This window comes from Streptomyces sp. CA-146814 (genome assembly GCF_050942385.1).
GTDB lineage: Bacteria > Actinomycetota > Actinomycetes > Streptomycetales > Streptomycetaceae > Streptomyces.
Genome location: NZ_CP192068.1, coordinates 2,033,565 through 2,059,362, shown reverse-complemented (window position 1 = coordinate 2,059,362; position 25,798 = coordinate 2,033,565). Strand labels below are relative to the sequence as shown.

Annotated in this window: 23 protein-coding genes; 12 read left to right on the top strand and 11 right to left on the bottom strand. The window is 72.5% G+C overall.

The window, feature by feature from the left end; genetic code table 11:
* The first annotated feature begins 162 nt into the window (after positions 1 to 162).
* From ACQP09_RS09140 to ACQP09_RS09120, 5 genes are all read left to right on the top strand, one after another.
* Positions 163 to 1,326 (top strand): ABC transporter ATP-binding protein, encoded by a 1,164-nt coding sequence (locus tag ACQP09_RS09140; protein WP_433397444.1) that lies wholly within the window; start codon positions 163 to 165, stop codon positions 1,324 to 1,326.
* Positions 1,323 to 1,991 (top strand): HAD family hydrolase, encoded by a 669-nt coding sequence (locus ACQP09_RS09135; protein WP_433397442.1) that lies wholly within the window; start codon positions 1,323 to 1,325, stop codon positions 1,989 to 1,991. The genes ACQP09_RS09140 and ACQP09_RS09135 overlap by 4 nt, the downstream gene beginning before the upstream one ends.
* Before the next feature lie 392 nt (positions 1,992 to 2,383).
* Complete coding sequence (gene ppdK / locus ACQP09_RS09130) at positions 2,384 to 5,095, top strand: pyruvate, phosphate dikinase (protein ID WP_433397440.1); 2,712 nt, start codon at positions 2,384 to 2,386, stop codon at positions 5,093 to 5,095.
* A 545-nt stretch (positions 5,096 to 5,640) separates the two neighbouring features.
* A complete protein-coding gene (locus ACQP09_RS09125) occupies positions 5,641 to 6,678 on the top strand; it encodes an ArsR/SmtB family transcription factor (protein WP_433406528.1) in 1,038 nt (345 codons plus the stop codon).
* Positions 6,679 to 6,829: 151 nt separating this feature from the next.
* Positions 6,830 to 7,240, top strand: a complete 411-nt coding sequence (locus tag ACQP09_RS09120) for a VOC family protein (protein ID WP_399561826.1) — start codon at positions 6,830 to 6,832, stop codon at positions 7,238 to 7,240.
* A gap of 174 nt (positions 7,241 to 7,414) precedes the next feature.
* On the opposite strand, the gene ACQP09_RS09115 is transcribed toward ACQP09_RS09120, so the two are convergent.
* From ACQP09_RS09115 to ACQP09_RS09100, 4 genes are all read right to left on the bottom strand, one after another.
* Complete coding sequence (locus ACQP09_RS09115) at positions 7,415 to 8,581, bottom strand: alkaline phosphatase PhoX (RefSeq protein WP_404057717.1); 1,167 nt, start codon at positions 8,579 to 8,581, stop codon at positions 7,415 to 7,417.
* A 130-nt stretch (positions 8,582 to 8,711) separates the two neighbouring features.
* Positions 8,712 to 9,080, bottom strand: coding sequence for a nitrite reductase small subunit NirD (gene nirD, locus ACQP09_RS09110; protein ID WP_433397438.1), 369 nt, complete (start codon positions 9,078 to 9,080; stop codon positions 8,712 to 8,714).
* The gene (gene nirB, locus ACQP09_RS09105; protein ID WP_433406526.1) at positions 9,080 to 11,653 is read right to left on the bottom strand and encodes a nitrite reductase large subunit NirB; all 2,574 of its coding nucleotides are present in this window, start codon (positions 11,651 to 11,653) and stop codon (positions 9,080 to 9,082) included. Before nirB ends, nirD begins: the two co-directional genes overlap by 1 nt.
* A 16-nt stretch (positions 11,654 to 11,669) precedes the next feature.
* Positions 11,670 to 12,917, bottom strand: coding sequence for an NAD(P)/FAD-dependent oxidoreductase (locus tag ACQP09_RS09100; RefSeq protein WP_433397436.1), 1,248 nt, complete (start codon positions 12,915 to 12,917; stop codon positions 11,670 to 11,672).
* Positions 12,918 to 13,046: 129 nt separating this feature from the next.
* Here ACQP09_RS09100 and ACQP09_RS09095 point away from each other — a divergent pair, with 129 nt between their 5' ends.
* Positions 13,047 to 13,838 (top strand): TSUP family transporter, encoded by a 792-nt coding sequence (locus tag ACQP09_RS09095; RefSeq protein ID WP_433397434.1) that lies wholly within the window; start codon positions 13,047 to 13,049, stop codon positions 13,836 to 13,838.
* 15 nt (positions 13,839 to 13,853) lie between these two features.
* Here ACQP09_RS09095 and ACQP09_RS09090 read toward each other — a convergent pair whose 3' ends face one another.
* The 5 genes from ACQP09_RS09090 to ACQP09_RS09070 form a co-directional block, all read right to left on the bottom strand.
* Positions 13,854 to 14,486, bottom strand: a complete 633-nt coding sequence (locus ACQP09_RS09090; protein ID WP_404057707.1) for a class F sortase — start codon at positions 14,484 to 14,486, stop codon at positions 13,854 to 13,856.
* A 266-nt stretch (positions 14,487 to 14,752) separates the two neighbouring features.
* On the bottom strand, positions 14,753 to 15,298 hold the full coding sequence (locus ACQP09_RS09085) for a hypothetical protein (RefSeq protein ID WP_433397432.1): 546 nt from the start codon (positions 15,296 to 15,298) through the stop codon (positions 14,753 to 14,755).
* A 388-nt stretch (positions 15,299 to 15,686) separates the two neighbouring features.
* Positions 15,687 to 16,148 carry a DUF5990 family protein gene (locus ACQP09_RS09080; RefSeq protein ID WP_433397430.1) on the bottom strand — a complete coding sequence of 154 codons (462 nt, stop codon included), beginning with the start codon at positions 16,146 to 16,148 and terminating at the stop codon, positions 15,687 to 15,689.
* A gap of 61 nt (positions 16,149 to 16,209) precedes the next feature.
* Positions 16,210 to 17,124 carry an aminotransferase class IV gene (locus ACQP09_RS09075; RefSeq protein ID WP_433397428.1) on the bottom strand — a complete coding sequence of 305 codons (915 nt, stop codon included), beginning with the start codon at positions 17,122 to 17,124 and terminating at the stop codon, positions 16,210 to 16,212.
* Between the two features lie 128 nt (positions 17,125 to 17,252).
* Positions 17,253 to 17,825 (bottom strand): ArsR/SmtB family transcription factor, encoded by a 573-nt coding sequence (locus tag ACQP09_RS09070; RefSeq protein WP_433397426.1) that lies wholly within the window; start codon positions 17,823 to 17,825, stop codon positions 17,253 to 17,255.
* Positions 17,826 to 17,916: 91 nt separating this feature from the next.
* Here ACQP09_RS09070 and ACQP09_RS09065 point away from each other — a divergent pair, with 91 nt between their 5' ends.
* The 4 genes from ACQP09_RS09065 (at position 17,917) to ACQP09_RS09050 (ending at position 20,224) form a co-directional block, all read left to right on the top strand.
* Complete coding sequence (locus tag ACQP09_RS09065) at positions 17,917 to 18,636, top strand: hypothetical protein (RefSeq protein ID WP_433397424.1); 720 nt, start codon at positions 17,917 to 17,919, stop codon at positions 18,634 to 18,636.
* Between the two features lie 66 nt (positions 18,637 to 18,702).
* Positions 18,703 to 19,308 (top strand): NADPH-dependent FMN reductase, encoded by a 606-nt coding sequence (locus ACQP09_RS09060; RefSeq protein WP_433397422.1) that lies wholly within the window; start codon positions 18,703 to 18,705, stop codon positions 19,306 to 19,308.
* A 62-nt stretch (positions 19,309 to 19,370) separates the two neighbouring features.
* A complete protein-coding gene (gene cutA / locus ACQP09_RS09055) occupies positions 19,371 to 19,712 on the top strand; it encodes a divalent-cation tolerance protein CutA (RefSeq protein ID WP_404057695.1) in 342 nt (113 codons plus the stop codon).
* An 8-nt stretch (positions 19,713 to 19,720) separates the two neighbouring features.
* Entirely contained in the window at positions 19,721 to 20,224 is a 504-nt protein-coding gene (locus tag ACQP09_RS09050) for a gamma-glutamylcyclotransferase family protein (protein ID WP_433397421.1), read from the top strand.
* Here the strand turns inward: ACQP09_RS09050 and ACQP09_RS09045 are convergent.
* Positions 20,187 to 22,265 carry a molybdopterin oxidoreductase family protein gene (locus tag ACQP09_RS09045; protein WP_433397419.1) on the bottom strand — a complete coding sequence of 693 codons (2,079 nt, stop codon included), beginning with the start codon at positions 22,263 to 22,265 and terminating at the stop codon, positions 20,187 to 20,189. The genes ACQP09_RS09050 and ACQP09_RS09045 overlap by 38 nt on opposite strands.
* Positions 22,266 to 22,422: 157 nt before the next feature.
* A complete protein-coding gene (locus ACQP09_RS09040; protein ID WP_433406525.1) occupies positions 22,423 to 23,232 on the bottom strand; it encodes a SanA/YdcF family protein in 810 nt (269 codons plus the stop codon).
* A 282-nt stretch (positions 23,233 to 23,514) separates the two neighbouring features.
* Here ACQP09_RS09040 and ACQP09_RS09035 point away from each other — a divergent pair, with 282 nt between their 5' ends.
* A complete protein-coding gene (locus ACQP09_RS09035; protein WP_433397417.1) occupies positions 23,515 to 24,345 on the top strand; it encodes a sirohydrochlorin chelatase in 831 nt (276 codons plus the stop codon).
* 53 nt (positions 24,346 to 24,398) lie between these two features.
* Entirely contained in the window at positions 24,399 to 25,769 is a 1,371-nt protein-coding gene (locus ACQP09_RS09030) for a deoxyguanosinetriphosphate triphosphohydrolase (protein ID WP_433397415.1), read from the top strand.
* The last annotated feature ends 29 nt before the right edge of the window (positions 25,770 to 25,798 follow it).

The following is a 25,798-nucleotide window of genomic DNA, read 5'->3' as shown; positions in this document are numbered from 1 at the left end:
CCGGCCACGGTGACCCCGGCCGGTCCGGCCACGGTGCCCCCTGCCGGTCCGACCACGGTGACCCCGGCCGCCGGAGCCGGGGCCGGAGCCGGAAGCGGAACCGCCGCCACCCCCACTCCCGTACCTTCCGCACCTTCCGTACCCGGCAAGGAGTAGCCACCCATGTCAGCCCTGCCCACCGCCGCCCCCCGCCCCGAGCCGGCCGAAGCCGCCGCGCGGGAAGGCCGGGCCGCCACCGGAGCCCGGGTGGAGTTCCGCTCCCTGCGCCGGGCGTTCGGCCCCACCGTCGCTCTCGACGGCCTCGACCTCACCGCCCAACCCGGCGAGCTCCTCGCGCTCCTCGGCCCCTCCGGCTGCGGCAAGACCACCGCGCTCCGGGTCCTCGCCGGGTTCGAGCAGCCCGACTCCGGCGAGGTCCTCGTCGACGGCGAGGACATCACCCCGGTCCCCGCCAACCGGCGCGACGCCGGGATGGTCTTCCAGTCCTACAGCCTCTTCCCGCACCTCAACGCCCGCGACAACGTCGCCTTCGGCCCCCGGATGCGCGGTGTCGCCACGGCCGAGCGACACGCCTCCGCCCATGAGCTGCTCGAACTCGTCGGACTGCCCGACCACGGCGACCGCTTCCCGCACCAGATGTCCGGCGGCCAGCAGCAGCGCGTGGCCCTGGCCCGCGCCCTCGCCCTGCGCCCCCGCGTCCTCCTCCTGGACGAGCCGCTCTCGGCACTCGATGCCAAGGTCCGGCTCACGCTGCGCGAGGAGATCCGCCGCCTCCAGCTGGCGCTCGGGATCACCACCATCTTCGTCACCCACGACCAGGAGGAGGCCCTCTCCATGGCCGACCGGGTCGCCGTCCTCAACGCGGGCCGCCTGGAGCAGTGCGCACCACCGGCCGAGCTGTACGAGCGCCCGGCCACGCCGTTCGTCGCCGAGTTCGTCGGCACCATGAACCGGGTGCCGGGCCGGCTGACCGGGGACGGTTCGGTGGAGGTGGCGGGTGCCGTGCTCCCGGTCGACGGGGAGATCCCGGCGGGCCGAGGCCCGGTCGACGTCCTCATCCGCCCCGAGAGCATCGGCGTCAGCGCCGACGCGGACGGTACGGCCACGGTCGTCTCCGCCGCCTTCCTCGGCTCGGTCACCCGGGTCCTCCTCGACCTCCCGGACGGCGTCGCGGTCAAGGCCGACCTCCCGTCCCGGGACGCCACGGAGCTGGCTCCCGGCGTACGGGCCCGGGTCACGCCGGTCCGCCGGCCGGTGCTGGTCGTGCCCGTACGGGAGACGGCGGCACCCGATGCCGCGGCCTCCGGTGGCAAGGTGAACGCGTGAAGACAACCGCCCCCGCCGCCGTCCTCTTCGACATGGACGGCACCCTCGTCGACACCGAGGTGCTCTGGTGGGAGACGGCCCGTGAGGTCGCGGCCGGGCTCGGCCACCGGCTGACCGACGCCGACGCGCCGGAGGTCGTCGGCCGGGCCGTCGCCGACACCGCCGCTCATCTGATCGGGGTCACCGGCGGCGACTCTTCAACCCTTCCCCGTACCGCCGCCGAACTGACCGACTCCTTCTTCCGCAAGGTCGACGCGGGCGCCCCGCTCCGCCCCGGAGCCGCCGAGCTGCTCGCCTCACTCGAAGCCGCCGGAGTGCCGTTCGCGCTGGTCAGCGCCTCGCCCCGGAGCGTGGTGGACGCGGTGGTGGCCGGGTCGCTGGCCGGGGTGGACTTCGCCTTCACGCTCTCCGCCGACGACACCGTACGGACCAAGCCGCACCCTGATCCGTACCGCGCGGCCGCCGAGCGGTTCGCCGCCGATCCCGCCGCCTGCGTGGCGGTGGAGGACTCCCCGGACGGCACCGCCTCCGCCGATGCCGCCGGGTGCGCGGTCCTGGTGGTTCCGTCGCTGCTCCCGGTGGCCCCGGGGCGGGCGCGGACGTTCGCCCGTAGCCTGGAAGAAGTGGACATCGGGGTGCTCGCCGACTGCCTGAGACGTCCTTGAGACATCTCCGAGGCGTCCGAATCCTGAAACTCAGGGTCCGGAACCAGCGTGATTCGCGCCACCCTTGATCGGGGGTGCGCTCAGATGAGCGATATAGCGGTGGCTGCACTTCTGGAAGACCTGGCACTCAGTGCCAGGTGGCAGTCTTCGAGAGGTGCACTCAGGTGCGGAGTAGTCCGCTCACATGAGAGCTGAGGGTCAAGAAATGGCCATGCTGCCTTCAAGAGCTGAACGGAGAGCCGCGTCCCGCCCGCCGGAGACTTTCTTTGGATCTGCTGGCGGACGGGTGGTTGCGGCCGTATGACGACCAAGTGGACGTACCCATACACCTTCGATCTGGGTATGTTCCTCGCCGTCAGGGCAGCCACCGCGTCCTCGAGGAGTCGAGACCCGTGTCGGAAAACAAAGGTCCTCAGAAGTTCGTCTACGACTTCACCGAGGGCAACAAGGATCTGAAGGATCTTCTGGGCGGCAAGGGTGCCAACCTCGCCGAGATGACCAACCTCGGGTTGCCCGTCCCTCCGGGCTTCACCATCACCACCGAGGCGTGCAAGGTCTACCTGGAGAGCGGGCAGGCGCCGAAGGCGCTGCGCGACGAGGTGAGTGCGCACCTCACCGCGCTGGAAGAGCGGATGGGCAAGAAGCTCGGCCAGGCGGACGACCCGCTGCTGGTCTCCGTACGCTCCGGTGCCAAGTTCTCCATGCCCGGCATGATGGACACGGTCCTCAACATCGGCCTCTCCGACGCCTCGGTGGCCGGCCTCGCCACCCAGTCCGGCGACGAGCGCTTCGCCTGGGACTCCTACCGGCGCCTCATCCAGATGTTCGGCAAGACCGTGCTCGGCGTCGACGGCGACCTCTTCGAGGAGGCGCTGGAGGACGCCAAGACGGCCAAGAAGGTCACGGTCGACACCGACCTGGCCGCGGCCGACCTGAAGAAGCTGGTCAAGCAGTTCAAGAAGATCGTCCAGGACCAGGCCGGACGCGAGTTCCCGCAGGACGCGCGGGAGCAGATGGACCTGGCCATAAACGCGGTCTTCGACTCGTGGAACACCGACCGCGCCAAGCTCTACCGCCGCCAGGAGCGCATCCCCGGCGACCTCGGCACCGCGGTCAACGTCTGTTCGATGGTCTTCGGCAACCTCGGCCCCGACTCCGGTACGGGCGTCGCCTTCACCCGCGACCCGGCCAGCGGCCACCAGGGCGTCTACGGTGACTACCTCCAGAACGCGCAGGGCGAGGACGTCGTCGCCGGTATCCGCAACACGGTGCCGCTCGCCGATCTCGAGTCGATCGACAAGAAGTCGTACGACCAGCTCATGCAGATCATGGAGACGCTGGAGAACCACTACAAGGATCTCTGCGACATCGAGTTCACCATCGAGCGCGGCCAGCTCTGGATGCTCCAGACCCGGGTCGGCAAGCGCACCGCCGGTGCCGCCTTCCGGATCGCCACCCAGCTCGTGGACCAGGGGCTGATCGACGAGGCCGAGGCGCTCCAGCGCGTCAACGGCGCCCAGCTCGCGCAGCTGATGTTCCCGCGCTTCGACATCGAGGCGAAGACCGAGCTGCTCGGCCGGGGCATCGCCGCCTCGCCGGGTGCGGCGGTCGGCAAGGCCGTCTTCGACTCGTACACCGCGATCAAGTGGTCCCGCTCCGGCGAGAAGGTCATCCTGATCCGCCGCGAGACCAACCCCGACGACCTCGAAGGCATGATCGCCGCCGAGGGCATCCTGACCTCGCGCGGCGGCAAGACCTCGCACGCGGCGGTCGTGGCGCGCGGCATGGGCAAGACCTGTGTCTGCGGCGCCGAGGACCTGGAGGTCGACACCAAGCGCCGCCGGATGACGGTCGGCGGCAAGGTGATCGAGGAGGGCGACCTCGTCTCGATCGACGGCTCCACCGGCAAGGTCTACCTGGGCGAGGTACCCGTCGTACCGTCGCCGGTCGTCGAGTACTTCGAGGGCCGGATGCACGCGGGCGCCGACGACGCCGACGAGCTGGTCGCCGCCGTGCACCGGATCATGGCGTACGCGGACCGGGTGCGCCGGCTGCGGGTGCGGGCCAACGCGGACAACGCCGAGGACGCGCTGCGCGCCCGCCGCTTCGGTGCGCAGGGCATCGGGCTCTGCCGTACCGAGCACATGTTCCTCGGTGAGCGCCGCGAGATGGTCGAGAAGCTGATCCTGGCGGACACCGACGACGAGCGCGAGACCGCTCTCGCCGCCCTGCTCCCGCTCCAGAAGGCCGACTTCATCGAGCTGTTCGAGTCGATGGACGGCCTGCCCGTCACCGTACGGCTGCTGGACCCGCCGCTCCACGAGTTCCTGCCGGACATCACCGAGCTGTCGGTGCGCGTGGCGCTCGCGGAGTCCCGCAAGGACGCCAACGAGAACGACCTGCGCCTGCTCCAGGCGGTCCACAAGCTGCACGAGCAGAACCCGATGCTGGGTCTGCGCGGGGTGCGCCTGGGCCTGGTCATCCCCGGTCTGTTCGCCATGCAGGTACGGGCGATCGCCGAGGCGGCCGCGCAGCGCAAGAACGCCAAGGGCGACCCGCGCGCCGAGATCATGATCCCGCTCGTCGGCACGGTCCAGGAGCTGGAGATCGTCCGCGAGGAGGCCGACCGGGTCATCGCCGAGGTCCAGGCGGCCACCGGCACCGACCTGAAGCTGACCATCGGCACCATGATCGAGCTCCCGCGCGCCGCGCTGACGGCGGCCCAGATCGCCGAGGCCGCGCAGTTCTTCTCGTTCGGCACCAACGACCTGACCCAGACGGTGTGGGGCTTCTCCCGCGACGACGTGGAGGCCTCGTTCTTCACCGCATACCTGGAGAAGGGCATCTTCGGGGTCTCGCCGTTCGAGACGATCGACAAGGACGGCGTCGGCTCGCTCGTCCGCAGCGCCGTGGAGGCCGGCCGGGCCACCCGCCCGGACCTCAAGCTCGGCGTCTGCGGTGAGCACGGCGGTGACCCGGAGTCGGTGCACTTCTTCCACGAGGTGGGCCTCGACTACGTCTCCTGCTCGCCGTTCCGGATCCCGGTGGCCCGTCTGGAGGCGGGCCGGGCGGCGGCGCAGTCGCGCGGGAGCGACAGCCGCTGATGCGGTACGAGTGACCAACTCCGGGAATTTATAAGGGAATTGGGCCGGGTCCCTCACCGGCCCGCCATCCCGGTCGGATCCCCGGAACACCGAGAAGCGGCGGCACCCTGTGCGGGGGTGCCGCCGCTTCGCCTTGCCCGCGGAATATGTGGTGGGCGTCGCCGGAAGACCGCCCGTAGCGGAATACGCGCTACCGATGTGTCGTAGCACACATTGCTTCGTTTAATGCGCAAAGAAGTGTGGGTAGCCATCGGGTGGACCGGGGTGCGGTCCATGGATCCCCACCCATGGACCGCACCCGGCTTACCCCCGCCGGGTACGGAGCCGCACCGTCGCCCGCCGCCGCCGAACACACAAAGCCCCCCACGGCCTTCACGTGCTCATCCGGCGGGCACCGGATGCGTACCCGACGTCGTACAGCTTTTCGGCTGAAGCGGAACGGGGCGAGACGTTTCACTTCTGGCCGAAACCCCGTGGTGACCTCCTGTGACGGTCCGCATACCCTTCGGTGGGGGCAATTGCGGATGCAACAGGTGGGGGCGGTAGTGCTGCGGATCCATGTGTCCAGGCTGGACCTTTCGCGGGTGCGGATGGCCACGAGACCGGACGCGTTGTGGGAAACGATTCTCAGTTTTCATCGGCTGAGAGACCGGCGGGCTTCGACGGTCTTCGGGAAATGGCGGAGCGAAACACGGGCGCGGTTGAATGGTGAAGCACAACTGCTGGCGGCGGTCGTCCCGCCCCGCGGATATTTCCCGGATTTCCTGACGCCCTCGCAGGAAGGCGCCGAGCCTTTCGGGCTCGACGTGGGAATGGAGGCCCTGCGCGACACGCCCGCCGACCGCATCCGCCGCGAGCTGGACCTGATGGCCGCCGGCCGGCGGCGGCAGCGCGGCGGCCTGGGACCCGCGGGCCCGGACGCCGGCGCCGGCCGGATCACCGCCGCGCTGCCCGCCGCACTCTCCGAGGGCCGCGCCGAGCCGCTGGCCCGGCTCATCGGCGCCCTGCGCAGCTACCACGACGCCGCCGTCGAGCCGTACTGGCCGCACATCCGGGCCTCCATCGAGGCCGACCGGGCCGTGCGGGGCCGCGCGCTCCTGGACGGCGGCACCGACGGGCTGCTGGCCACCCTGCCGCCGATGATCCGGTGGCGGGCGCCGGTGCTGGAGGCGGACTACCCCGTCGACCGCGACCTGTATCTCGACGGGCGCGGGCTGCTGCTCCAGCCCTCGTTCTTCTGCCGGGGCACGCCGGTCGTCTACCGCGACCCGGCGCTCCCGCCCGTCCTCGTCTACCCGGTCACCCACCCCGGCGCCCCGGAGTTCGCCGAGCCCGGACCCTGGCTCGGCCGCCTCGTGGGCCACACCCGCTCCGCCGTCCTGCAGTCCATAGGCAACGGCTGCACGACCAGCGAACTGGCCCGCCGCGCCGGGGTGTCGCTCGCCTCGGCGAGCCAGCACGCCTCCGTGCTGCGCGAGGCGGGCCTGGTCCTCACCCTGCGCCACGGCAGCTCGGTGCTCCACACGCTGACGCCGCTGGGCGGTTCGCTGCTCCGGGGCGGGGCGCCGCTCGCGCTGTCCTGAGGGGCGCCGCCGGGAGACTCCTGAGGGGCGGTCGCCGGAAGTGGTCGGAAACTCGTCGCGCAGACGGCGATGAGTTCCGGGCGACCCCGCCGTCTACCCCTTCGACAGCGCCCACGGGGCAGCCCGAAGGACAGAGGAAGAGGCAACGACCATGGCTCAGATGATTTTCGTGAACCTGCCGGTGACGGACCTGGAGACCTCGAAGGGGTTCTACGAGAAGCTCGGCTACGGCATCAACCCGCAGTTCAGCGACGACAAGACCGCGTGTGTGGTCATCAGCGACACGATCTTCGTCATGCTGCTGACGGAGCCGCGCTTCAAGGACTTCACCAAGAAGGACATCGCGGACGCCTCGAAGACGACCGAGGTCATCCTCGCCCTGAGCGCCGACAGCCGCGCGAAGGTCGACGAGATCGCCGACGCGGCGCTGGCGGCCGGCGGGTCCCCGGCGGGCGAGACGCAGGACATGGGCTTCATGTACGGCCGCTCGTTCCAGGACCCCGACCACCACATCTGGGAGGTCATGTGGATGGACCAGGCAGCCGTCGAGGGCCAGGGCTGATCCACGCGGGGCCGCATCACGAGGGGCTGCATCACGCGGGGCCGCATCACGAGGGGCTGCATCACGCGGGGCCGCATCACGCGGGGCCGCATCACGAGGGGCTGCATCACGAAGGGCCGCATCACGAGGGTGTGCGCCGGGGCCACGGGGGAGCCCCGGCGCACACGAAGGGCGTCAGCCGCGGAACGGGCCCGTCACCTCGTACGTGATGCCACCGGACGAACTGCCGCTGGTGCCGCGCTGCGAGGAGAAGTACAGCCGCTTGCCGTCCGGTGAGAACGCCGGGCCGGTGATCTCCGAGGAGGACTGGCCGGTGATCCGCAGGAACGGCGCCACCGTGTCGTTCGGCGTGATCAGGCAGATCTCCATGTTGCCGCCGTCCTCCGCCACGTACAGATCGCCGGAGCCGGCCCGGGTGACGTTGTCGACGCCGGTGAGCGGGGCCGCGCCGCCCGTCACCAGCGAGTCGTCGTACGTCAGCGAGATCGACGAGGTGGTCGCGTCGTACGCCCACACCCGGTTGTCGCCCTTGGTGGTGAACCAGCAGGTACCGGCCGCGTAGAAGCAGCCCTCGCCGCCGTTGAAGACCTTGGCGCCGGAGACCTGGTGGCGGGTCTGCGTCGAGGAGGCCGCCGGGTCGGGAACGTTGGCCCAGGTCACCGGCCCGGAGGTGCCCGTACCCGCGACCAGCACCTGGAGCGTGCCGCTCGACAGGTTGCCCCAGGTGGCGGGCCGGAAGCGGTAGAAGCGGCCGTCGCTCTCGTCCTCGGTGAGGTAGATGTACCCGTGGTCGGGGTCGGCGGCCGCCGCCTCGTGCTTGAACCGGCCGAGCGCGGGCCGCCGAACGGCCGCGTTCACGCCCCACGGGTCGGTCTCGTAGACGTAGCCCCGGGTGACCTCCTCGCAGGAGAGCCAGGTCTTCCACGGGGTCGCGCCGCCCGCGCAGTTGATGTTCGTCCCCGACAGGATCCGGTACGCGGACGTCACCGTGCCCGAAGAGTTGAACCGCACCGCGCTCGCCCCGCCACCGCTGCCGGACGACACCTCGGCGTTGGAGACGTAGATCCAGCCCGACCCGTCGGCGTAGGTCGCACCGCCGTCGGGCGCGCTGTGCCAGCGGTAGGAGGTGTTCGCCACGGTCTGGCCCGACCGGGCGATGATGCGGCTGGTGAAGCCGCTCGGCAGCTGGATGCCGTTGCCGTTGGCCGCCTGCAGCGCGCCGTACGGGCCGGGGGCCGGCTGGGCGGGTGCGGCGGAGGCGGCGCCGCGCCACAGCGTGCCGCCGAAGGCCGCCGCCGAGCTGCCGACCACCGCCGTACGCAAGAAGGTCCGACGTTCCACGATTCACTCCACGGATGAGTGAGGGCCCGCCGCTCCGGACGGACCGGCGGGTCGCGCGTCAGGACTGTAGGAGTACGCAGTTGACGAGGCGTCAACCAGGAGTGAACGCCAGGGGGCCAGGGCCCGGCTTTCACTCCACCCGTACCGCGTACACCGGCACCGAGACCTCCTCGTCGTCCAGGCACCCGCCGCTCTCCAGGTCGAAGCGCTGCTTCAGCAGCGGCGAGGCCACGAACGGCCGCCCGCCCGCCGAGCCGAGCAGCCCGCGCGAGAGGACGTACGCCCCGGAGAACGGGTCACGGTTGGAGATCGCCCGCACCGTCCCCGACCGGTCCAGGAACAGCGCCGCCTGCCCGCCGTCCGGCAGCAGCACCGCGACACCGCGCCCCGGGCTCAGCAGCTCCAGGTCGCAGACGGTGAGCCAGCCGCCGGCGTGCGCGACCCGGACGACGGCGGCCGTGGTGCCCGGCGTGGTGGTGCTCAGCGTGGTGGTGGTCATCAGGACGGGGTCCCTTCGAGGGTGCGGACGGCGAGGACGGGACCCGCGAGCAGCTCCAGATCGGGTTTGATCTGGTCCCGCTCCGGGACGAACTTCACCGAGGGGTCGGGTGCGTCGGGCGCGTTGACGAAGCTCACGAACCGCCGCAGCCGCTCCGGGGCGTCGATGGTCGCGGCCCACTCGTCGCGGTAGCCGGACACATGGTCGGCCATCAGCCTCTCCAACTCGTAGCAGAGCCCCAGCGAGTCGTGGACGACGACATCCCGTACGTGCTCCAGGCCGCCGTCGATCCGCTCCAGCCAGGCCGAGGTGCGCTCCAGGCGGTCCGCCGTACGGATGTAGAACATCAGGAACCGGTCGATGAGCCGCACCAGTTCGGCGTCCGAGAGGTCCTGCGCCAGCAGATCGGCGTGGCGCGGAGTGGCCCCGCCGTTGCCGCCGACGTAGAGGTTCCAGCCGCCGGCCGTGGCGATGATCCCGAAGTCCTTGCCGCGGGCCTCCGCGCACTCGCGGGCGCAGCCGGAGACCGCGGACTTGAGCTTGTGCGGCGAGCGCAGGCCCCGGTAGCGCAGCTCCAGGTCGATCGCCATCTTCACGGAGTCCTGCACGCCGTAGCGGCACCAGGTCTGCCCGACACAGGACTTGACCGTCCGCAGCGACTTCCCGTACGCGTGCCCGGACTCGAAGCCCGCGTCGACCAACCGGGTCCAGATGAGCGGCAGTTGGTCGACCCGGGCGCCGAAGAGGTCGATGCGCTGGCCGCCGGTGATCTTCGTGTAGAGGCCGAAGTCGCGGGCGACCTCGCCGATGACGATGAGCTTCTCCGGGGTGATCTCGCCGCCGGGGATGCGCGGGACGACCGAATAGGAGCCGTTGCGCTGGAGGTTGGCGAGGAAGTGGTCGTTGGTGTCCTGGAGCGCGGCCTGTTCTCCGTCCAGGACGTAGCCGCTGGCGCCGATGGTCGGCGCGAGCGAGGCGATGACCGAGCCGACCGTCGGCTTGCAGACCTCGCAGCCCTCCCCGCCGCGCGCCTCCTCGCGGCCGTGCGAGTCGAGGAGCGCGGTGAACGAGGTGACCTCCAGGGTGCGGACGATCTCGTACAACTCGCTGCGGCTGTAGGCGAAGCAGCCGCACAGCCCGGTGTCCTGGCTCTGCGGCAGCAGCTGCCCGATCACCTTGACGCAGCTGCCGCAGCCGGTCCCGGCCCGGGTGCACTTCTTCACCTCGGGCAGTGTGGTGTGCTCGCAGATCGCGCCCTTGGTCACGTTGTGGCAGGAGCAGATGACGGCGTCGTCCGGCAGCGCGGAGGGCCCCAGCGTCACCGGCCCGCCCGCTCCGGCCGGCAGCACCAGCTGCTCCGGCGCGACCGGCAGGACGGTCCCGGTCATCGGCCGCAGCGTGCCGTATTCGGCGGCGTCCCCGACCAGCACCCCGCCCAGCAGGGTGCCGTCCGCGCCGATGACCAGCTTCTTGTAGACGCCGGAGCGGGAGTCGGCGTACACCACGTCGAGCGAGCCCTCCGCGCTCCCGTGCGCGTCACCGAAGGAGGCCACGTCCACGCCGAGCAGCTTCAGCTTCGTCGACATGTCGGCCCCGGTGAACCCGGCCTGACCGCCGCCGAGCACCTCGGCCACCGTCTCCGCCATCTCGTAACCCGGCGCGACCAGTCCGTAGACCCGCCCGTCCGATGCGAGCGCGCACTCGCCGATCGCGAACACGGCCGGGTCCGACGTACGGCACTCCTCGTCGACCACGATCCCGCCGCGCTCACCGACCGCGAGCCCGCAGTCGCGCGCCAGCTGGTCACGCGGCCGGACACCGGCGGAGAAGACGACGAGATCCGTGGCGAGCGAGGACCCGTCGGAGAGCGCCATTCCGTTCACGGCCCCGTCCGCGCCCGCGGTGACCGCCTGCGTCCCGACCCCGGTGTGAACGGAGAGACCCATGTTCTCGATGGTCCGCAGCAGCGCCGCGCCGCCGCCCTCGTCCACCTGGACCGGCATCAGCCGGGGCGCGAACTCCACCACATGGGTGCGCAGCCCGAGCCCCTTGAGCGCCCCGGCCGCCTCCAGACCGAGCAGCCCGCCGCCGACCACCGCACCGGTCTCGGCGCCCTTCGCGTACTCCTCGATCGCGAGCAGGTCCTCGATCGTCCGGTACACGAAGCAGCCCCGGGAATCCTTCCCCGGCACCGGCGGGACGAAGGGATACGAGCCCGTCGCCAGCACCAGCGTGTCGTACGGGAACACCGCCCCGGAGCGCGCGGTGACGGTCCGGGCCGTACGGTCGACGCTCTCGGCCGGGTCTCCGACGTACAGCTCGAAGCCGTGCTTCGCCATGAACTCCGGTTCCACGAGCGAGAGTTCCCCGGGCGTGCGGCCGGCGAAGTACGAGGTGAGCTGGACCCGGTCGTAGGCGGGCCGCGGCTCCTCGCAGAGCACGACGACCCGGGCCCGCCCGGCGGCCGGCGTCAGCCCGCGCGCGGCCAGCGACTCCAGGAACCGCTGGCCGACCATGCCGTGCCCGACGAGGACGAAGGTGGGGGCGGTGGTCGGGATCGTGGTCTCCGGCATGGTGGTGTCCGGCATCTCAGTGGCCTCCGTCGTCGGTGAGCAGGTGGAGCAGGGACATGGCGGGCGGCAGCGGTTCGTCGTCCTGCCAGGTACGGGCGAGTCCGGCGACCGCGCCGAGGTCGCCCAGGAGCACCCCGCCGGCCAGCCGGCCGTCCCGGACGACGACCGTGCGGTACGCGCCCCGGGTGCCGTCGGCCAGCCGGATCACGTCGTCGCCCGGCAGCGGACGGGCCTCGCCGAAGGCGGCGAGGTCGAGCCCGTCGAGCGGGCCGGGGCCTTCGGTGCCTCGGGCGCGGCTCCCGGCGCGCAGCGAGAGCCGGGTCAGGGCCCGGGTGCCTTCGTAGCGGGCCGGCCGGCCGGCCAGTACCTCGGCCAGCACGTCGGCCTGTTCCAGCGCGGGGCCGGCGAGCCCGTAGAGCGTGGCGCGGTGCTCGGCGCAGTCGCCGAGGGCGTGGATGTACGGGTCCGAGGTGCGCAGTTCGTCGTCGACCACGATCCCCTTGCGGACCTCCAGTCCGGCGGCCCGTGCGAGTCCGGTCCGGGGCCGGACCCCGCAGGCCAGCACGGTCAGGTCGGCGGCGAGCTCGTACCCGTCGGCGAGCTGGACGGCCCGTACGGACTCTCCGGTCGCCATGGTCGTGCAGCGCAGCCCGCGCACCCGGCACTCGGTGTGCACCTCCACCCCGAGCGCTTCGAGGTGGCCGCGCAGCAGGGCGGCCGCCTCCGGGTCGAGCTGGCGCTCCATGAGGTGCTCGCCCTGCTGGGCCAGGACCACCTGCGCGCCGCACTCCGCGAGCGCGCGGGCGGCCGACACTCCGAGGAGCCCGCCGCCGATGACGACCGCGCGCACTCCGGAACGTACGGCGGCGCGCAGGGCCAGGGCGTCGTCGAGCGTACGGAACGGGTGGACGCCGTCCGGCAGGGTGGCGCCGAGCCCGCGCAGCGGCGGGAGCACCGGGTTGGATCCGGTGGCCAGGACCAGCCGCCCGTAGCGCAGGACGCTGCCGTCGTCGCAGTGGACCAGCCGGTCGGCCCGGTCGATCCGGACCGCCCGCACGCCGCGCCGCACCTCGGTGGCCGGCAGCGCGATGACGTCCGGGTCGTACCGCCCGGCCAGCACGTCGGCCAGCAGCACCCGGTTGTACGGGGCGTGCCGCTCCTCGCCGACGACGGTGGCCCCGGGGACCCGCGCGGCGAGCCGGGCGCCGGCCATCCCGGCGCCGATCACCACGACGGGCGCGGCACTCTCCGTCTTCTTCCTCATGGCCAGGAGCATGCGCGGCGGGTGTTACCCAGCCGCATCCCGCCGGTTTCCCGGGCGGAACCGTGCGCTCAGCGCCGGCCGGCGGCCCCTGTGAGTTCCGGCGCCGAGGGCCCCCTTAATGTCGGGTCCATGCCCGACATCACCCTCACCACCCTGATCCTCCTCTGCCTGGCCGCGGCCGCCGCGGGCTGGATCGACGCGGTGGTGGGCGGCGGCGGGCTGCTCCTCCTGCCGGCGCTGCTGCTCGGCCTGCCGAACGTACCGGCCGCCCATGTCCTCGGCACCAACAAGGCCGTCGCGATCGTCGGCACCTCGGGCGCCGCGATCACGTACGTCCGCAGAGCCCCGGTCAAGGTGGGGCTGGCGGTACGGGTGGGGCTGATGGCGCTCGCCGGGTCGATGACCGGGGCGTTCTTCGCCGCCGGGATCAGCAGCGAGGTGCTGCGCCCGGTGATCATGGTGGCGCTGCTCGGGGTCGCGGCGTTCGTCCTGCTGCGCCCGTCGTTCGGCACGGCGGCGGCGGGCGACACCGACGCGCGGCCGGTCACCCGGGCCCGGATCGTCACCGCGATCGTGCTGGTCGGCGGCGGGATCGGCTTCTACGACGGCCTCTTCGGCCCGGGCACCGGCACCTTCCTGGTGCTCGCGCTCACCGCCGTACTCCACCTGGACCTGGTGACGGCCTCGGCCACCGCCAAGATCGTCAATGTGTGCACGAACGCGGGAGCGCTGGCGATGTTCGCGTACCAGGGCACGGTCCTGTGGCAGCTGGCGGCGCTGATGGCCCTCTTCAACCTGGCGGGCGCGATGGCGGGGGCGCGGATGGCGCTGAGCCGGGGGAGCGGCTTCGTCCGGGCGGTGCTGCTGACGGTGGTGTTCTCGCTGGTGGCGAAGCTGGGCTACGACCAGTGGACGGCATAGCCGCCGTATTGGGGCTCACCGCACGTCGGTGAGATGGGCGTAGGCCACCACGTTGCCCTGGTAGCCGGTCTCCTTGGAGAAGCCGCCGCCGCAGGTGATCAGCCGCAGCGAGGCGTGCGGGGAGTCGCCGTAGACGCGCTGGTCGGGGAAGTCCTCGTTGTCGTACACCTCGATGGCGTCGATCGAGAAGACCGCGGTGCGTCCGTCCTCGCGGACGACCTCGACGCGGGTGCCCTTGGTGAGGGCGCCGAGGGCGTAGAAGACGGAGGGCCCGTCGGCGTTGTCGACATGCCCGGCGACGATGGCGGTGCCCTGGGCGCCGGGCGGGACGCCGTCCGCGTACCAGCCCGCGAGGTTGCGGTCCTCGTCCGGCGGCACGTCCAGGCTGCCGTCGGCGCCGAGACCCAGCCGCATCATGGGCGCGTCGACGTCGATGCTCGGAATCCGGATGCGGACCGGGTCGGAGGGGCGCAGCGGTTCGGCGACCGGGGAGCCGGGCTGGAGCTGAGGCCCGGCGGCGAAGGCCTGGGCGCCGGAGGGCTGCGGCGGGATGAGCTGCTCGCCGGAGCCGTTCTGGACGAGCCAGATACCGCACAGCACGGCGATGCCCACCAGCCAGCCGCGGGCTTTCTGCGCGCTCTGGGACACGTTCGCCGTCCTCGTCAGCCGGTGCTCCGGTGGGTCTCGGGAGCCTGGCGGGTTTCGGGTCGGGGGTGGTGGACCGAGGCGGGCCGGACGCGCCCGGGGACGCGCCCGGCTCGGGTCGGTGCGGGGGAGCGGTGCGGCTCCTCGCTCCCCGGGGCGGTGGGCCGGGGGCCGCAGGCCGGGGCCCGGTGCCTGCGGCTCTTCGGGGTCTGCGGCCCTGGCCTCAGCCGGCCGGGGCCTGCGGCTCTCCGGGGCTTGCGGCCCTGGCCTCAGTTGCCGTCGGTGGGCTCGGTCCGGCGGCGCAGCAGCCACAGACCGCCGACGGCCGCCATGCCGACCACGCCGACGCCGAGGGCGACCTGCGTGGAGTTCGGCTCGACGCTGCCGCCGACCCCGGTCCGTACGTGGCCGGACGGCCGGTCGTGGTCGGGCCTGTCGTGCTTGCCGCCGCCGATCACCTTGAGGTCGCCGACGGCGTCCTTGCCGTTGTCGCAGGAGACGACGATCTCGTAGACGCCTGGCCGGGTGTCGTGCGGCACGGTGAACTGGCCGACGAGCACCTCCTTGTGCGTCCCGTGGCGGACCTCGAAGTCCCCGGCGTCCAGGGAGTTGGCGTCACCGATGCCGGAGCCCTTGGGGCCGCAGGCGGTGGTGTTCACGGTGACCTTGGCGCCGGGCGGAGCGGTGGCGGGGGTGATCTCCAGCCGGCCGAAGTCGTCGCCTGCGTACGCGGACGGGGCGGCGGTGAGACCGAGCGCTATGACGGTGGCCGCGGCGGTGGCGGTGCCGGTCATGAGGCGGGCAGGACTGCGCATGGGGATCCTCCGGGCAGACGGCGCGAGCGGTTGTGTCCTGCCCCCGACCTAACGGGCGTCCGGCACCGCATGCCTTCTGACGCCAGGTCAGCTTTCACTCGTACGGACCGGCGCGGCACTCTTGCCGTCGGGAGTCCTCGCAGGTCACGGCGGTGCGACTGGGCCGTTCGGTCCGTACTCCCGGACCGGGTGCCGATCGGGTGAGGTCGAGAACTCCAGGTTCGGCGAGAGCCTGCAGCGAGTGTGACGTACGTCACACGTATGCGCTCCCGTGAGCCGGGCACACGCAAGACACCCCCCCCACGGGACGGATCCCCGCCCCTACGGCACCCGCCCCCGCCGGGCCCACCCCCCCTGGGCCCGGTGCGGGCGGTGTCGGCTCCGGGGGTCACTCGCCGCCCGTGGCGCTCCACGAGATCAGCGGCGGCCGCACCCGGCCGCACAGCGGCTGCCCCTTCTCATCGGTCAGCCCCAGTCGCCCGGTGAGCTGCCCGGAGCGCGCGGCGGCTTCGAGGACCTCGGGCTCGATGTCGCTGAACATCAGCTTGGCGCGCCGGAACATGGAGAAGAGCCCGGCCTCGTCCACGGTTCCCCAGGACAGATAGACGAACCGCCCGCCCAGCCGATTCTGGATGTACGGCCCCGAGACGGCGACCCCGTCCGCCGTCGTTTTCGCCGCACACTCCAGAATCCAGGAAGTGCCCGGAGCGTCCCCGGGGCAGAGCCCGAGCAACTCACCGGGCCGGTCCTTGCGCTGAACGCCGACATAGATGTTCTCGAATCCGGGAAAGTCGGAGTCCGGCCCGCACGCGCGACCGGGAAGCGCGGAGGCCTCGATAAGAATCTGCATAGTCCCCATGGTCCGTCACCGCGACGGAACGACCATGGCGAGGTCGATTTCCGGCCATGTCTCAGAGCGGCTCCGCCGGCGCATCCCGATACACGGCCTCCAGCCGCCCCATCACGCCCTCCATGTCCTCATCCACGCTCGCGAAGTCCACGCTCGCGAAGTCCACGCTCGCGAAGTCCACGCTCGCGAAGTCCACGCTCACGAAGTCCGCGCTCGCAAAATCCATGCCGGCGAACTCCACCCCATCGATGCGCCGCACCGGCGCGATCCCCTGCGCGTTGCAGAGGAAGGCGCCCCGGTACGCGCCCAGCCCGTCCAGCGTCACCGTCCGCCGCACCGACGGCTCCCCGGCCGTCGCGAGGCCGCGTTCCAGGAGGGTCATGGTCGTACCGGCGAGCGCCGGGGCGTCCGGCCACACCACCGAAGTCCCGTCCCAGAAGCCGACGTTGGTGAAGGATCCTTCGGTCACCACCCCGCCCGGCGCGGTCAGCAGAGCCTCGTCGAACCCGGCCCGCGCGGCGAGCATCCCGTAGTACGTCTGCCCGAACTCGCCCGGCCGCTTGATGTGCGGCACGGCCCGCGTGTACGGCACCGACATCAGGCTCCGGGCTCCCGGAGCCATGACGGCAGCCTCGCGAACGGTGACCATGACCCGCGTACGGCTCTCCCCGGGCGGCAGGAACCCGTGCACCCGCACGGAGGCGTCCCGCAGCCCGGCCCTGTCCAGCGCGCGCCGGATCAGCTCCCTCACGTGCCCGCCGTCCAGAGGCAGGTGGAACAACTCCCGATTCGCCGCCTCCAGCCGCTCCAGATGCAGCCCGAGCCCTCGCGCCTTCAGGTCCCTCACCTGCATGGCGGTGAAGTGCCCGAACCCGAAGAGGGCGGGGACGCGGAGGTCGTCCTCGGTGGCGGGGCGACCGTCCATCTCGACGTAGGGGAGGGGGAGGGCTGATGCGCTGGGCGGGCGATGCGTCATACGACCACCGTAGGCGGGGGAGGCCGTGCCAGGGGATCGGTGAGGTTGCGCATACAGCGCCCGGGCGTGGCCCGCGTGGCGTGTGAAGTGCCTGTTCAGGTGGGGTGGGGTGAGCATGCGGGTGTCGGTCAGTCGGCAGGCAGGCCGAACCAGCGGAGGAGTACGGGCCGTGCGTCGTCGGGGGCGTCCTCGGGGCCGTGGGCATAGCGTGCGAGCAGGGCCAGATAGTCGTCGTGGAAGGCGTCCAGCTCGGCCTTGGTGAGGTGGGTGAGGCTGCGGGAACCTCGCATCCAGCCTTCGGACTCCGCCTGCCCGGCGGTGAACTGCCGGGCGAGTTCGACGTCTTCCTCCATCCTCATCCGGTCCAGCTCGGCCGACAGGGCGCGCTCGGCCTCGGTCAGCTCATCCTGCGGCGGTCTGCGGATGTCGAGCCCGCGCACACCGCGCCACCAGCGCTCCCGCCCGGTGGAGCGCTCGGGGATGTCCTCGATGAGGCCGCTGCGCTCCAGCATCCGCAGGTGGTAGCTGAGCGTCCCGGTGTTCTCGCCGAGGGCGGCGGCCAGCGTGGTCGAGGTGGCCGGGCCCGCCGTGCCGAGGTGGCGCAGGATGCGCAGGCGCAGGGGGTGTGAGAGGGCCTTGAGCGCCAGGGGGCTGTCGACCGTGCGCCGCTCGGCGGCTTCCGCTCTCCGCTCTTTCGTCATGGAGGCAGTCTACCCGAACGGCAGATATTTCTCTGCAGACCTTCCTCTGCAGAGGAAGGTCTGCAATGCTGTGGATATGACACCGAGCCGAATGACCCTGAGTCGCGCTGTCCACCGCCTCGCCGGTGCTGTCGCGGGGGCCCTGCTTGCCGGACTTGTCCTGGGGGCAGCACCCGCGCAGGGGGCTGAACGGGCCCTGGGCCTGCCCGAGTTCGACTTCTCCGCCTGCCCGGCCGTCGACGAACTGCCCGCAGGGGCGGACCCCGGGACCTGGCGCTGCGAGGTCATGCACGCCACCGGCCATCTGCGGATGGGGGCCGTCGACGAACCGCTCACCGAGCCCATGAGGATCACCTTCGCGGAAGGTCGTGTGGACGGTGAATTCCGCCAGGTCTTCGGTGAGATGACCGCTGCGCCCATCCGGGTGGGAGGCACCCCGTTGACCCTGACTCCGCGGTACGGCGGATATTCGGACTTCCTGTCCGACGACACCCGGCGCGGCGAGTTCGACCTCGCGTTCGCCATCGGCTCGGCGTACGGGCCGCCTGCCCGGCCGTCCTCGGGCTGTTCCGTGGGCAGCGACGAGGACGCGGTCCACCTCGTCCTGAAGGACACCGATCCCACCCGGGTGATATCCAGGGATCCCTTGGTCGTTGCCTTCGGTACGCAGGACGCGGAGTTCGCCGCCCCGCGCACCAGCGGCTGCGGCCCTCTGGGACGCGTGCTCGACCGCGCTCTGGGCCTGCCGTCGGCGGCGGGAGCGAACGTCTTCGCCATGGATGTCACGGTGGCCATCCGGCCCTACGCGTAAGCCCGTTCGGGCGCGACCCGCTGTCGACTTGACCTCAACCGAAGTTGAGGCTCAAGACTCGACCGCATGGACACCACCACCAAAGCCCTCACCCCTGCCCCTCTCAAAGTCGCCGTCATCCTCGGCAGCAACCGGGAAGGCCGCTTCGGGCCGGTCATCGCCGACTGGTTCCTCGGCCGGGCCGCTCGGTACGACGGCATCGAGACCGAGCTCATCGACGTCCTCACCGCCGACCTCCCCGTCTCCCTCTCCTTCCGCCCCGCCCCCGAGGACGCGGCCCGTATCGAGGCGGTCTCGGAGCGGCTGGCCGCTGCCGACGCGTTCGTCGTGGTCACGCCCGAGTACAACCACTCCTTCCCGGCCCCGCTCAAGAACCTCATCGACTGGCACCGCACCGAATGGCAGGCCAAACCCGTCGCCTTCGTCAGTTACGGCGGCAGGTCCGGCGGGTTGCGGGCCGTCGAGCAGCTCCGGCAGGTCTTCGCCGAGACGCACACGGTCTCCGTCCGCGACACCGTCTCCTTCCACAACGCGGGCGCCCTCTTCGACGACGAGGGGAACCACCGGGAGCCGGCGGACGTCGACGGCGCGGCCAAGGCACTCCTGGACCAGCTGGTCTGGTGGGGCGTCGCCCTGCGCGACGCGCGAAACCGGCATCCGTACAGCGCCTGAACGGCTCCGGGCCGACAATCGGTGCACGGGCAAGGTGCCCGCCGTACCCGAGGAGACCGACGATGACAGCGCCGCCGGCATGGCTGACCGTACTGACCACGACCGACAGCGAGGAGAAGGCCCACGAGCTGGCGCAAGGGGCGGTGGAGGCCCGGCTGGCGGCCTGCGCGCAGATCTCCGCGCCCGTCACCTCGGTCTACCGGTGGCAGAACGCCATCGAGTCCTCCGAGGAGTGGCAGGTGCTCTTCAAGACGGCGGCCGAGCGCTACGAGGAGCTGGAGGAGTACCTCCAGGGGGCGCACGACTACGAGACCCCGGAGATCATCGCCATCCCCGTCATCCGCGGCAGCGCCCGTTACCTCGGCTGGGTCACGGCGGAGACGGCTCCCGCAGCCGCCCTGTGACGGCGGCCATGAGCACCCTGGACCCCGGCCCCCCGCCCACCGACGAGCTGCCGTTCTTCGTGTACGGCACGCTGCTCCCCGGCGAACCCAACCACGACCTCTTCCTCCGGGGCCGTACGTCGAGGGAGCGGGCGGCCGTCCTGCCCCGGGCCCTGCTGTACGACGGGCCCGGCTACCCGTACGCCATCGACGGCCACGGCCGTGTCCACGGCACCCTGCTCACCGCCGCGCCCGGGGTGTACGGGGAGTTGCTCGGGCTCCTGGACCACCTGGAGGAGTACCTCGGGCCCGGCCACCCCCGCAATCTGTACGAGCGGGTCGTCCGCGAGGTCGAGCTGCCGGGGGAGGGCGGAGCGGGGGAGGGCGAACCGGGGCAGGGGCCTCCGGCGACCCGTGCCTGGGTCTACCTAGCCGCGGCCGCCGTCACCCGGTCCCTGCGGACGAGCGGCAGCGTCATCGCCGAAGGGCGGTGGATCACCGGGCGGGCTCCAGGCGGACCGCGCACACCTTGAACTCCGGCATCCGCGACACCGGGTCGAGGGCCGGGTTGGTCAGCGTGTTGGCCCGCCCCTCACCCGGCCAGTGGAACGGCATGAACACCGTGTCCGCCCGGATCGCCCCGGTGATCCGGGCCGGCGCCACCGCCCGGCCGCGCCGGGACACCACGGCGACGAGCTCGCCCTCCGCCACGCCGAGCCGCTCCGCCAGACGCGGGTGCAGCTCCACGAACGGGCCCGGAGCCGCCGCGTTCAGCTCCTCCACCCGGCGGGTCTGGGCCCCCGACTGGTACTGCGCCACCACCCGCCCCGTCGTCAGCACCACCGGATACTCCCGGTCCGTCTCCTCGGCCGCCACCCGGTGCACCACCGGCACGAACGCGGCCCGCCCGTCCGCCGTCGCGAACCGGTCCAGGAAGAGCCGCGGCGTACCCGGATGGTCCGTGTCCGGGCACGGCCAGAACACGCCGTCCTCCGCCGCGATCCGCTCGTACGTGATGCCCGCGTAGTCCGCCGCCCCGCCCGCCGAGGCCCGCCGCAACTCCTCGAACACCTCGGCCGGGTCGGCCGGGAACCCCTTGCCGTGGCCCAGCAGTCCGGCCAGCGCGTGCAGCACCTCCAGGTCGCTGCGCACCCCCTCCGGCGGGTCGAGCGCCCGCCGCCGCAGCACCACCCGGCCCTCCAGATTGGTGGTGGTCCCGCTCTCCTCCGCCCACTGCGTCACCGGCAGCACCACGTCCGCCAGCTCCGCCGTCTCGGAGAGGACGACATCCGCCACCGCCAGGAAGTCCAGGGACGCCAGGCGCTCTTCCACGTGCGAGGCGTGCGGGGCCGAGACCACCGGGTTGGAGCCCATTACCAGCAGTGCCCGCACATCCCGGCCCAGCGCGTCCAGCAGTTCGTACGCGCTCCGCCCCGGCCCCGGCAGGCTGTCCGGATCCACGCCCCACACCTCCGCGACATGGCGGCGGGCGTCCGGATCGGTCAGCTTGCGGTAGCCGGGCAGCTGGTCCGCCTTCTGGCCGTGCTCCCGGCCGCCCTGCCCGTTGCCCTGCCCGGTCAGGCACCCGTACCCGGACAGCGGCCGCCCCGCCCGCCCGGTGGCCAGGCAGAAGTTGATCCACGCGCCCACCGTGTCCGTCCCCTTGGCCTGCTGCTCCGGCCCTCGCGCCGTCAGCACCATCCCGCTCTCCGCCCCGCAGAACAGCTCCACCGCCTCCCGCAGCCGCGCCGCCTCCACCCCGCAGATCCGCTCCACCAGCTCCGGCCAGTGCGCCATCGCCCCGGCCCGCGCCTCCTCCCAGCCACGCGTACGGCTCCGTACGAACTCCTCGTCCACCCGCCCTCCCGCCACCACCAGGTGCAGCATCCCGAGCGCCAGGGCCAGATCGGTGCCGGGGCGGGGCGCCAGATGCAGGTCCGCCTGCTCGGCGGTGCGGGTGCGGCGCGGGTCGATGACGATCAGCCGGCCCCCGTTCGCCTTCAGTTCGGTGAGATACCGCAGCGCGGGCGGCATCGTCTCGGCCAGGTTCGACCCGACCAGGATCACGCATCCGGTGCGCGGGATGTCCTCCAGCGGGAACGGCAGCCCCCGGTCGAGCCCGAACGCCCGCTGGTGCGCTGCCGCCGCCGACGACATGCAGAACCGGCCGTTGTAGTCGATCTGCGAGGTCCCGAGCACCACCCGGGCGAACTTCCCGAGCGCGTACGCCTTCTCGTTGGTCAGGCCGCCCCCGCCGAACACCCACACCGCATCCGCCCCGTGCGCCGCCCGCACCCCGCCGAGCCCCTCCGCGATCCGCCCCAGGGCTTCGTCCCAGCCCGCCTCCTCCAACGCACCGCCGGGCCGCCTCCGTACCAGCGGAGAAGTCAGCCGGGCCCCTTGGCGCAGCACGGCCGGCGCGGACCGCCCCTTGCCGCACAACGCGCCCCGGTTGACCGGGAATCCGGTGCGCTCCACCACCTCGGCCACCGCCCCACCGGAGACCGGGCGCAGGCTCATCCCGCACTGGAGTGCGCAGTACGGGCAGTGGGTGGGCGTCTCGGTACCGGTCATGGGCCCAGCCTGCGAGAGCGGTATTACGGGGACGGAGGCACCCGGTTACGCCACCGGAACGCCCGCCTCAGCCTCCCGCCCACACCCCTGTGAGGTCCCAGGTCACGGCGCCGCCGACGCCGCCAGGCTTCACATCACGGCGCCGCCCGGCTTCACGTCACGGCGCCGCCGACGCCAGCGCCTCCGTCACGCCCGCCTCCTGCGGCCCGAGGAAGCGCGGGTCGGGACGGAAGAGAGCGTCCAGGGCCGCCTTGCCCGACGCGGCCAGCTCCCGGGTCCCGCCGTAATACCAGGTCGCGTCCCGGGGCTCGTCGACCGCGACCCCGTAGGCGTCGATCCCGGCGGAGCGGCACAGTGTGGTCGCCCGGTGGATGTGGAAGCCCTGGCTCACCAGCACCGCCCGGTCGACCCCGAATATCTTCTTGGCCCGCACGCACGAGTCCCAGCTGTCGAACCCGGCGTAGTCGCTGACGATCCGGTCGTCCGGCACCCCGCGCCCGGTGAGATACGTCCGCATCGCGTCCGGCTCGTCGTACTCCACCCGGCTGTTGTCCCCGGTGACCAGGACGACCTTCACCTTGCCCGTGCGGTACAACTCGGCCGCCGCGTCCAGGCGGTGGGCCAGATACGGGGTCGGCCGGCCGTTCCAGAGCCCGGCGCCGAACACCATGGCGACCTCCCGGGCCGGGGCGTCCGCCGTGGTCCCGACCCGGTCGCCCGCACCCACCCGCATCCAGGTCGCGGGCAGCAGAGCCAGCACGCAGAGGGCCATCAGCCCCTGCACGGCGAGCCGTCGGCCCCGGCGGGTGCGCGGCACCCTCAGCGCCACCCGCAGCGGCAGCCGCGCCCGCAGCCGCAGCCATGGTCCGTGTCTCTTCGCGCTGCCCTCCGGTCTCCCCGGCGCCTCCCGCACCTCCCGCGCCGCCCGTACTTCCGACGCCTCCCGCGCCCTTCGCATCCCTCGCATCCCTCGCACGCGAGCCCCCTCACCGTCCGTACCGTCGTTCGGTCCCAACTCACCTGACGAGCGAAACGCCCGAAAGGTTCGCCGACCGGCAGAAACGGGTGCAGGCCCCCGCACCGCACACCGGCCACCACCCCTCCGTGAGGCCGCGGAAAACCTCCGTGACCCTCAGGCAACGGCCCGGCAACCTCCGCCCGGCACGATCGGATTCATCACCACCCAGCCCAGCCCAGCTCGCCGCCCGCCCGCCCCACCGCCGCCTCCCGGAACGGAACCCGCAGGCCCATGCACCGCACCCGCCCCCTCGCCGTGCCCCGCCCCCTCGCCGTGCCCCGGCCCCCCGCCGCGCCCCGGCCGCCCACCAGCGCGCCCGCCCCGCCCGCCCTCCTCGCCGTCGCCCACGGCAGCCGCGACCCGCAGGCCCTGCGCACCGTCCTCGCGCTCCTGGACCGGGTCCGCGACCTGCGCCCCGGGCTCGACGTCCGCCTCGGCCACATCGAGCTGAACCAGCCGCTCCTCCCGGACACCCTGGACGGCCTGCGCGGGGCCGACGCCGTCCTCGTACCGCTGCTCCTCGGCCGCGGCCACCACGTCAAGCACGACCTGCCCACGGCCGCGGCCGCCGCCCCCTCCGTACGGACCCGGATCGCCGCCCCCCTCGGCCCGCACCCGCTGCTGGTGGAGGCGTTGTACGGGCGGCTCGTGGAGGCGGGCTGGGACCCTGCCGACGAAGGGAGCCGCCGGGCCGCCGTGGTCCTGGCCGCCGCCGGCTCCCGCGACCCCGACTCGGCCCAGGACACCCGGCGTACGGCCCGGATACTCGGCGAGCGGCTCGGCGGCGTGCCCGTGATCCCCGCGTACGCCTCCGCCGCCACCCCCACCGTCCCCGCCGCGCTGCGCGCGCTGGCCGCCCGAGGCCGGCACCGTACCTTCGTCGCCTCGTACTTCACCGCGCCCGGCCGCTTCGCGAGCGCCGCCGCGAGCGCCGCGCCCCGCACCGCCGCCGTTCCGCTCGGCGCCCACCCCGCCATGGCCCGCCTCCTCCTCCACCGCTACGACCAGGCAGTGTCCGCCACCGCGCCCTCCGAGGCAGTGAGCTTGCTCGCTTCCGCCTGACTCCCCGGCCCGCTCACGGCGCGTTGTCGGTCCCGGTCGCTACTGTCGGAACCATGGACGGCACACAGGGCGTACACGGGGCAGATCAGACACACGGCACACTCGGAGCACACCGCACACTCGGCACGCTCGGAGAGCGGGGCACCGGGAGCGGTTACGGGGCGGCCGACACCGAGCGGTTCGACACCGAGCAGGACAAGCGTCCCGGCCGCACCGCCTTCCAGCGCGACCGGGCCCGGGTGCTGCACTCCGCCGCGCTGCGCCGGCTCGCCGGGAAGACCCAGGTGGTCACGCCCGGCACGCGTTCGCTCGTCTGGGACGCCAGCCCCCGCACCCGGCTCACCCACTCCCTGGAGTGCGCGCAGGTCGGCCGGGAGCTGGGCGCGGTCCTCGGCTGCGACCCGGATCTCGTGGAGACGGCCTGCCTCTCGCACGACATGGGCCACCCGCCCTTCGGCCACAACGGCGAACAGGCGCTCAACGACTTCGCCTCCGACTGCGGCGGCTTCGAGGGCAACGCCCAGTCGCTGCGGCTGCTGACCCGCCTGGAGCCCAAGCGGTTCGTCCACGACCCGCGCACCGGCGAGCTGGTGAGCGTCGGCCTCAACCTGACCCGGGCCGCCCTGGACGCCGCCACCAAGTACCCCTGGCCGCGCGGCGCGCACCCCACCGACCCGCACTCGGTGAAGTTCGGTGTGTACGCGGACGACCTGCCGGTCTTCGCGTGGGCCCGCAAGGGGGCGCCCGAGGGCCGCACCTGCTTCGAGGCCCAGGTGATGGACTGGTCCGACGACGTGGCGTACTCGGTGCACGACTTCGAGGACGGGCTGCACGCCGGGCACATCGACCCCAACTGCCTCTACGCCGAGCCGGAGCGCGAGGACATCTTCGCCGTCGCCATCGGCCGTTACGTCCCCGCCGACACCGACCCGCAGGAGCTGGCCGAGGCGCTGGACCGGCTGATCGACCAGGAGTGGTGGCCGCACGGTTACGACGGCTCGGCCGTGGCCCAGGCCCGTCTGAAGGACGCCACCAGCCAGCTCATCGGCCGGTTCTGCACCGAGGCCGAGACCGCCACCCGCGAGGTCTACGGCCCCGGCCGCCTCACCCGGTACGGCGCGGAGCTGGTCGTTCCGCGCACCGTGCGCAACGAGTGCGCGGTCCTCAAGGCGGTCGCCGACCGTTACGTGATGCAGCGCGCCGAGCAGGAGACCCTCCGCGCCGACCAGCGCATCGTCATCGCCGAGCTGGCCGCCGCGCTCACCGCCCGCGCGCCCGAGGGGCTGGAGCCGCACTTCCGGGCGCTGTTCGACCAGGCGCCCGACGACCACTCCCGTAAGCGCGTCCTGGTCGACCAGATCGCGGCCCTGACCGACGCCTCCGCGCGATCCCTGCACGCCGCGCTCACCGCCCGCCGAGGCTGAGAGGCAGACTGGAACCTGACCACTGGGTG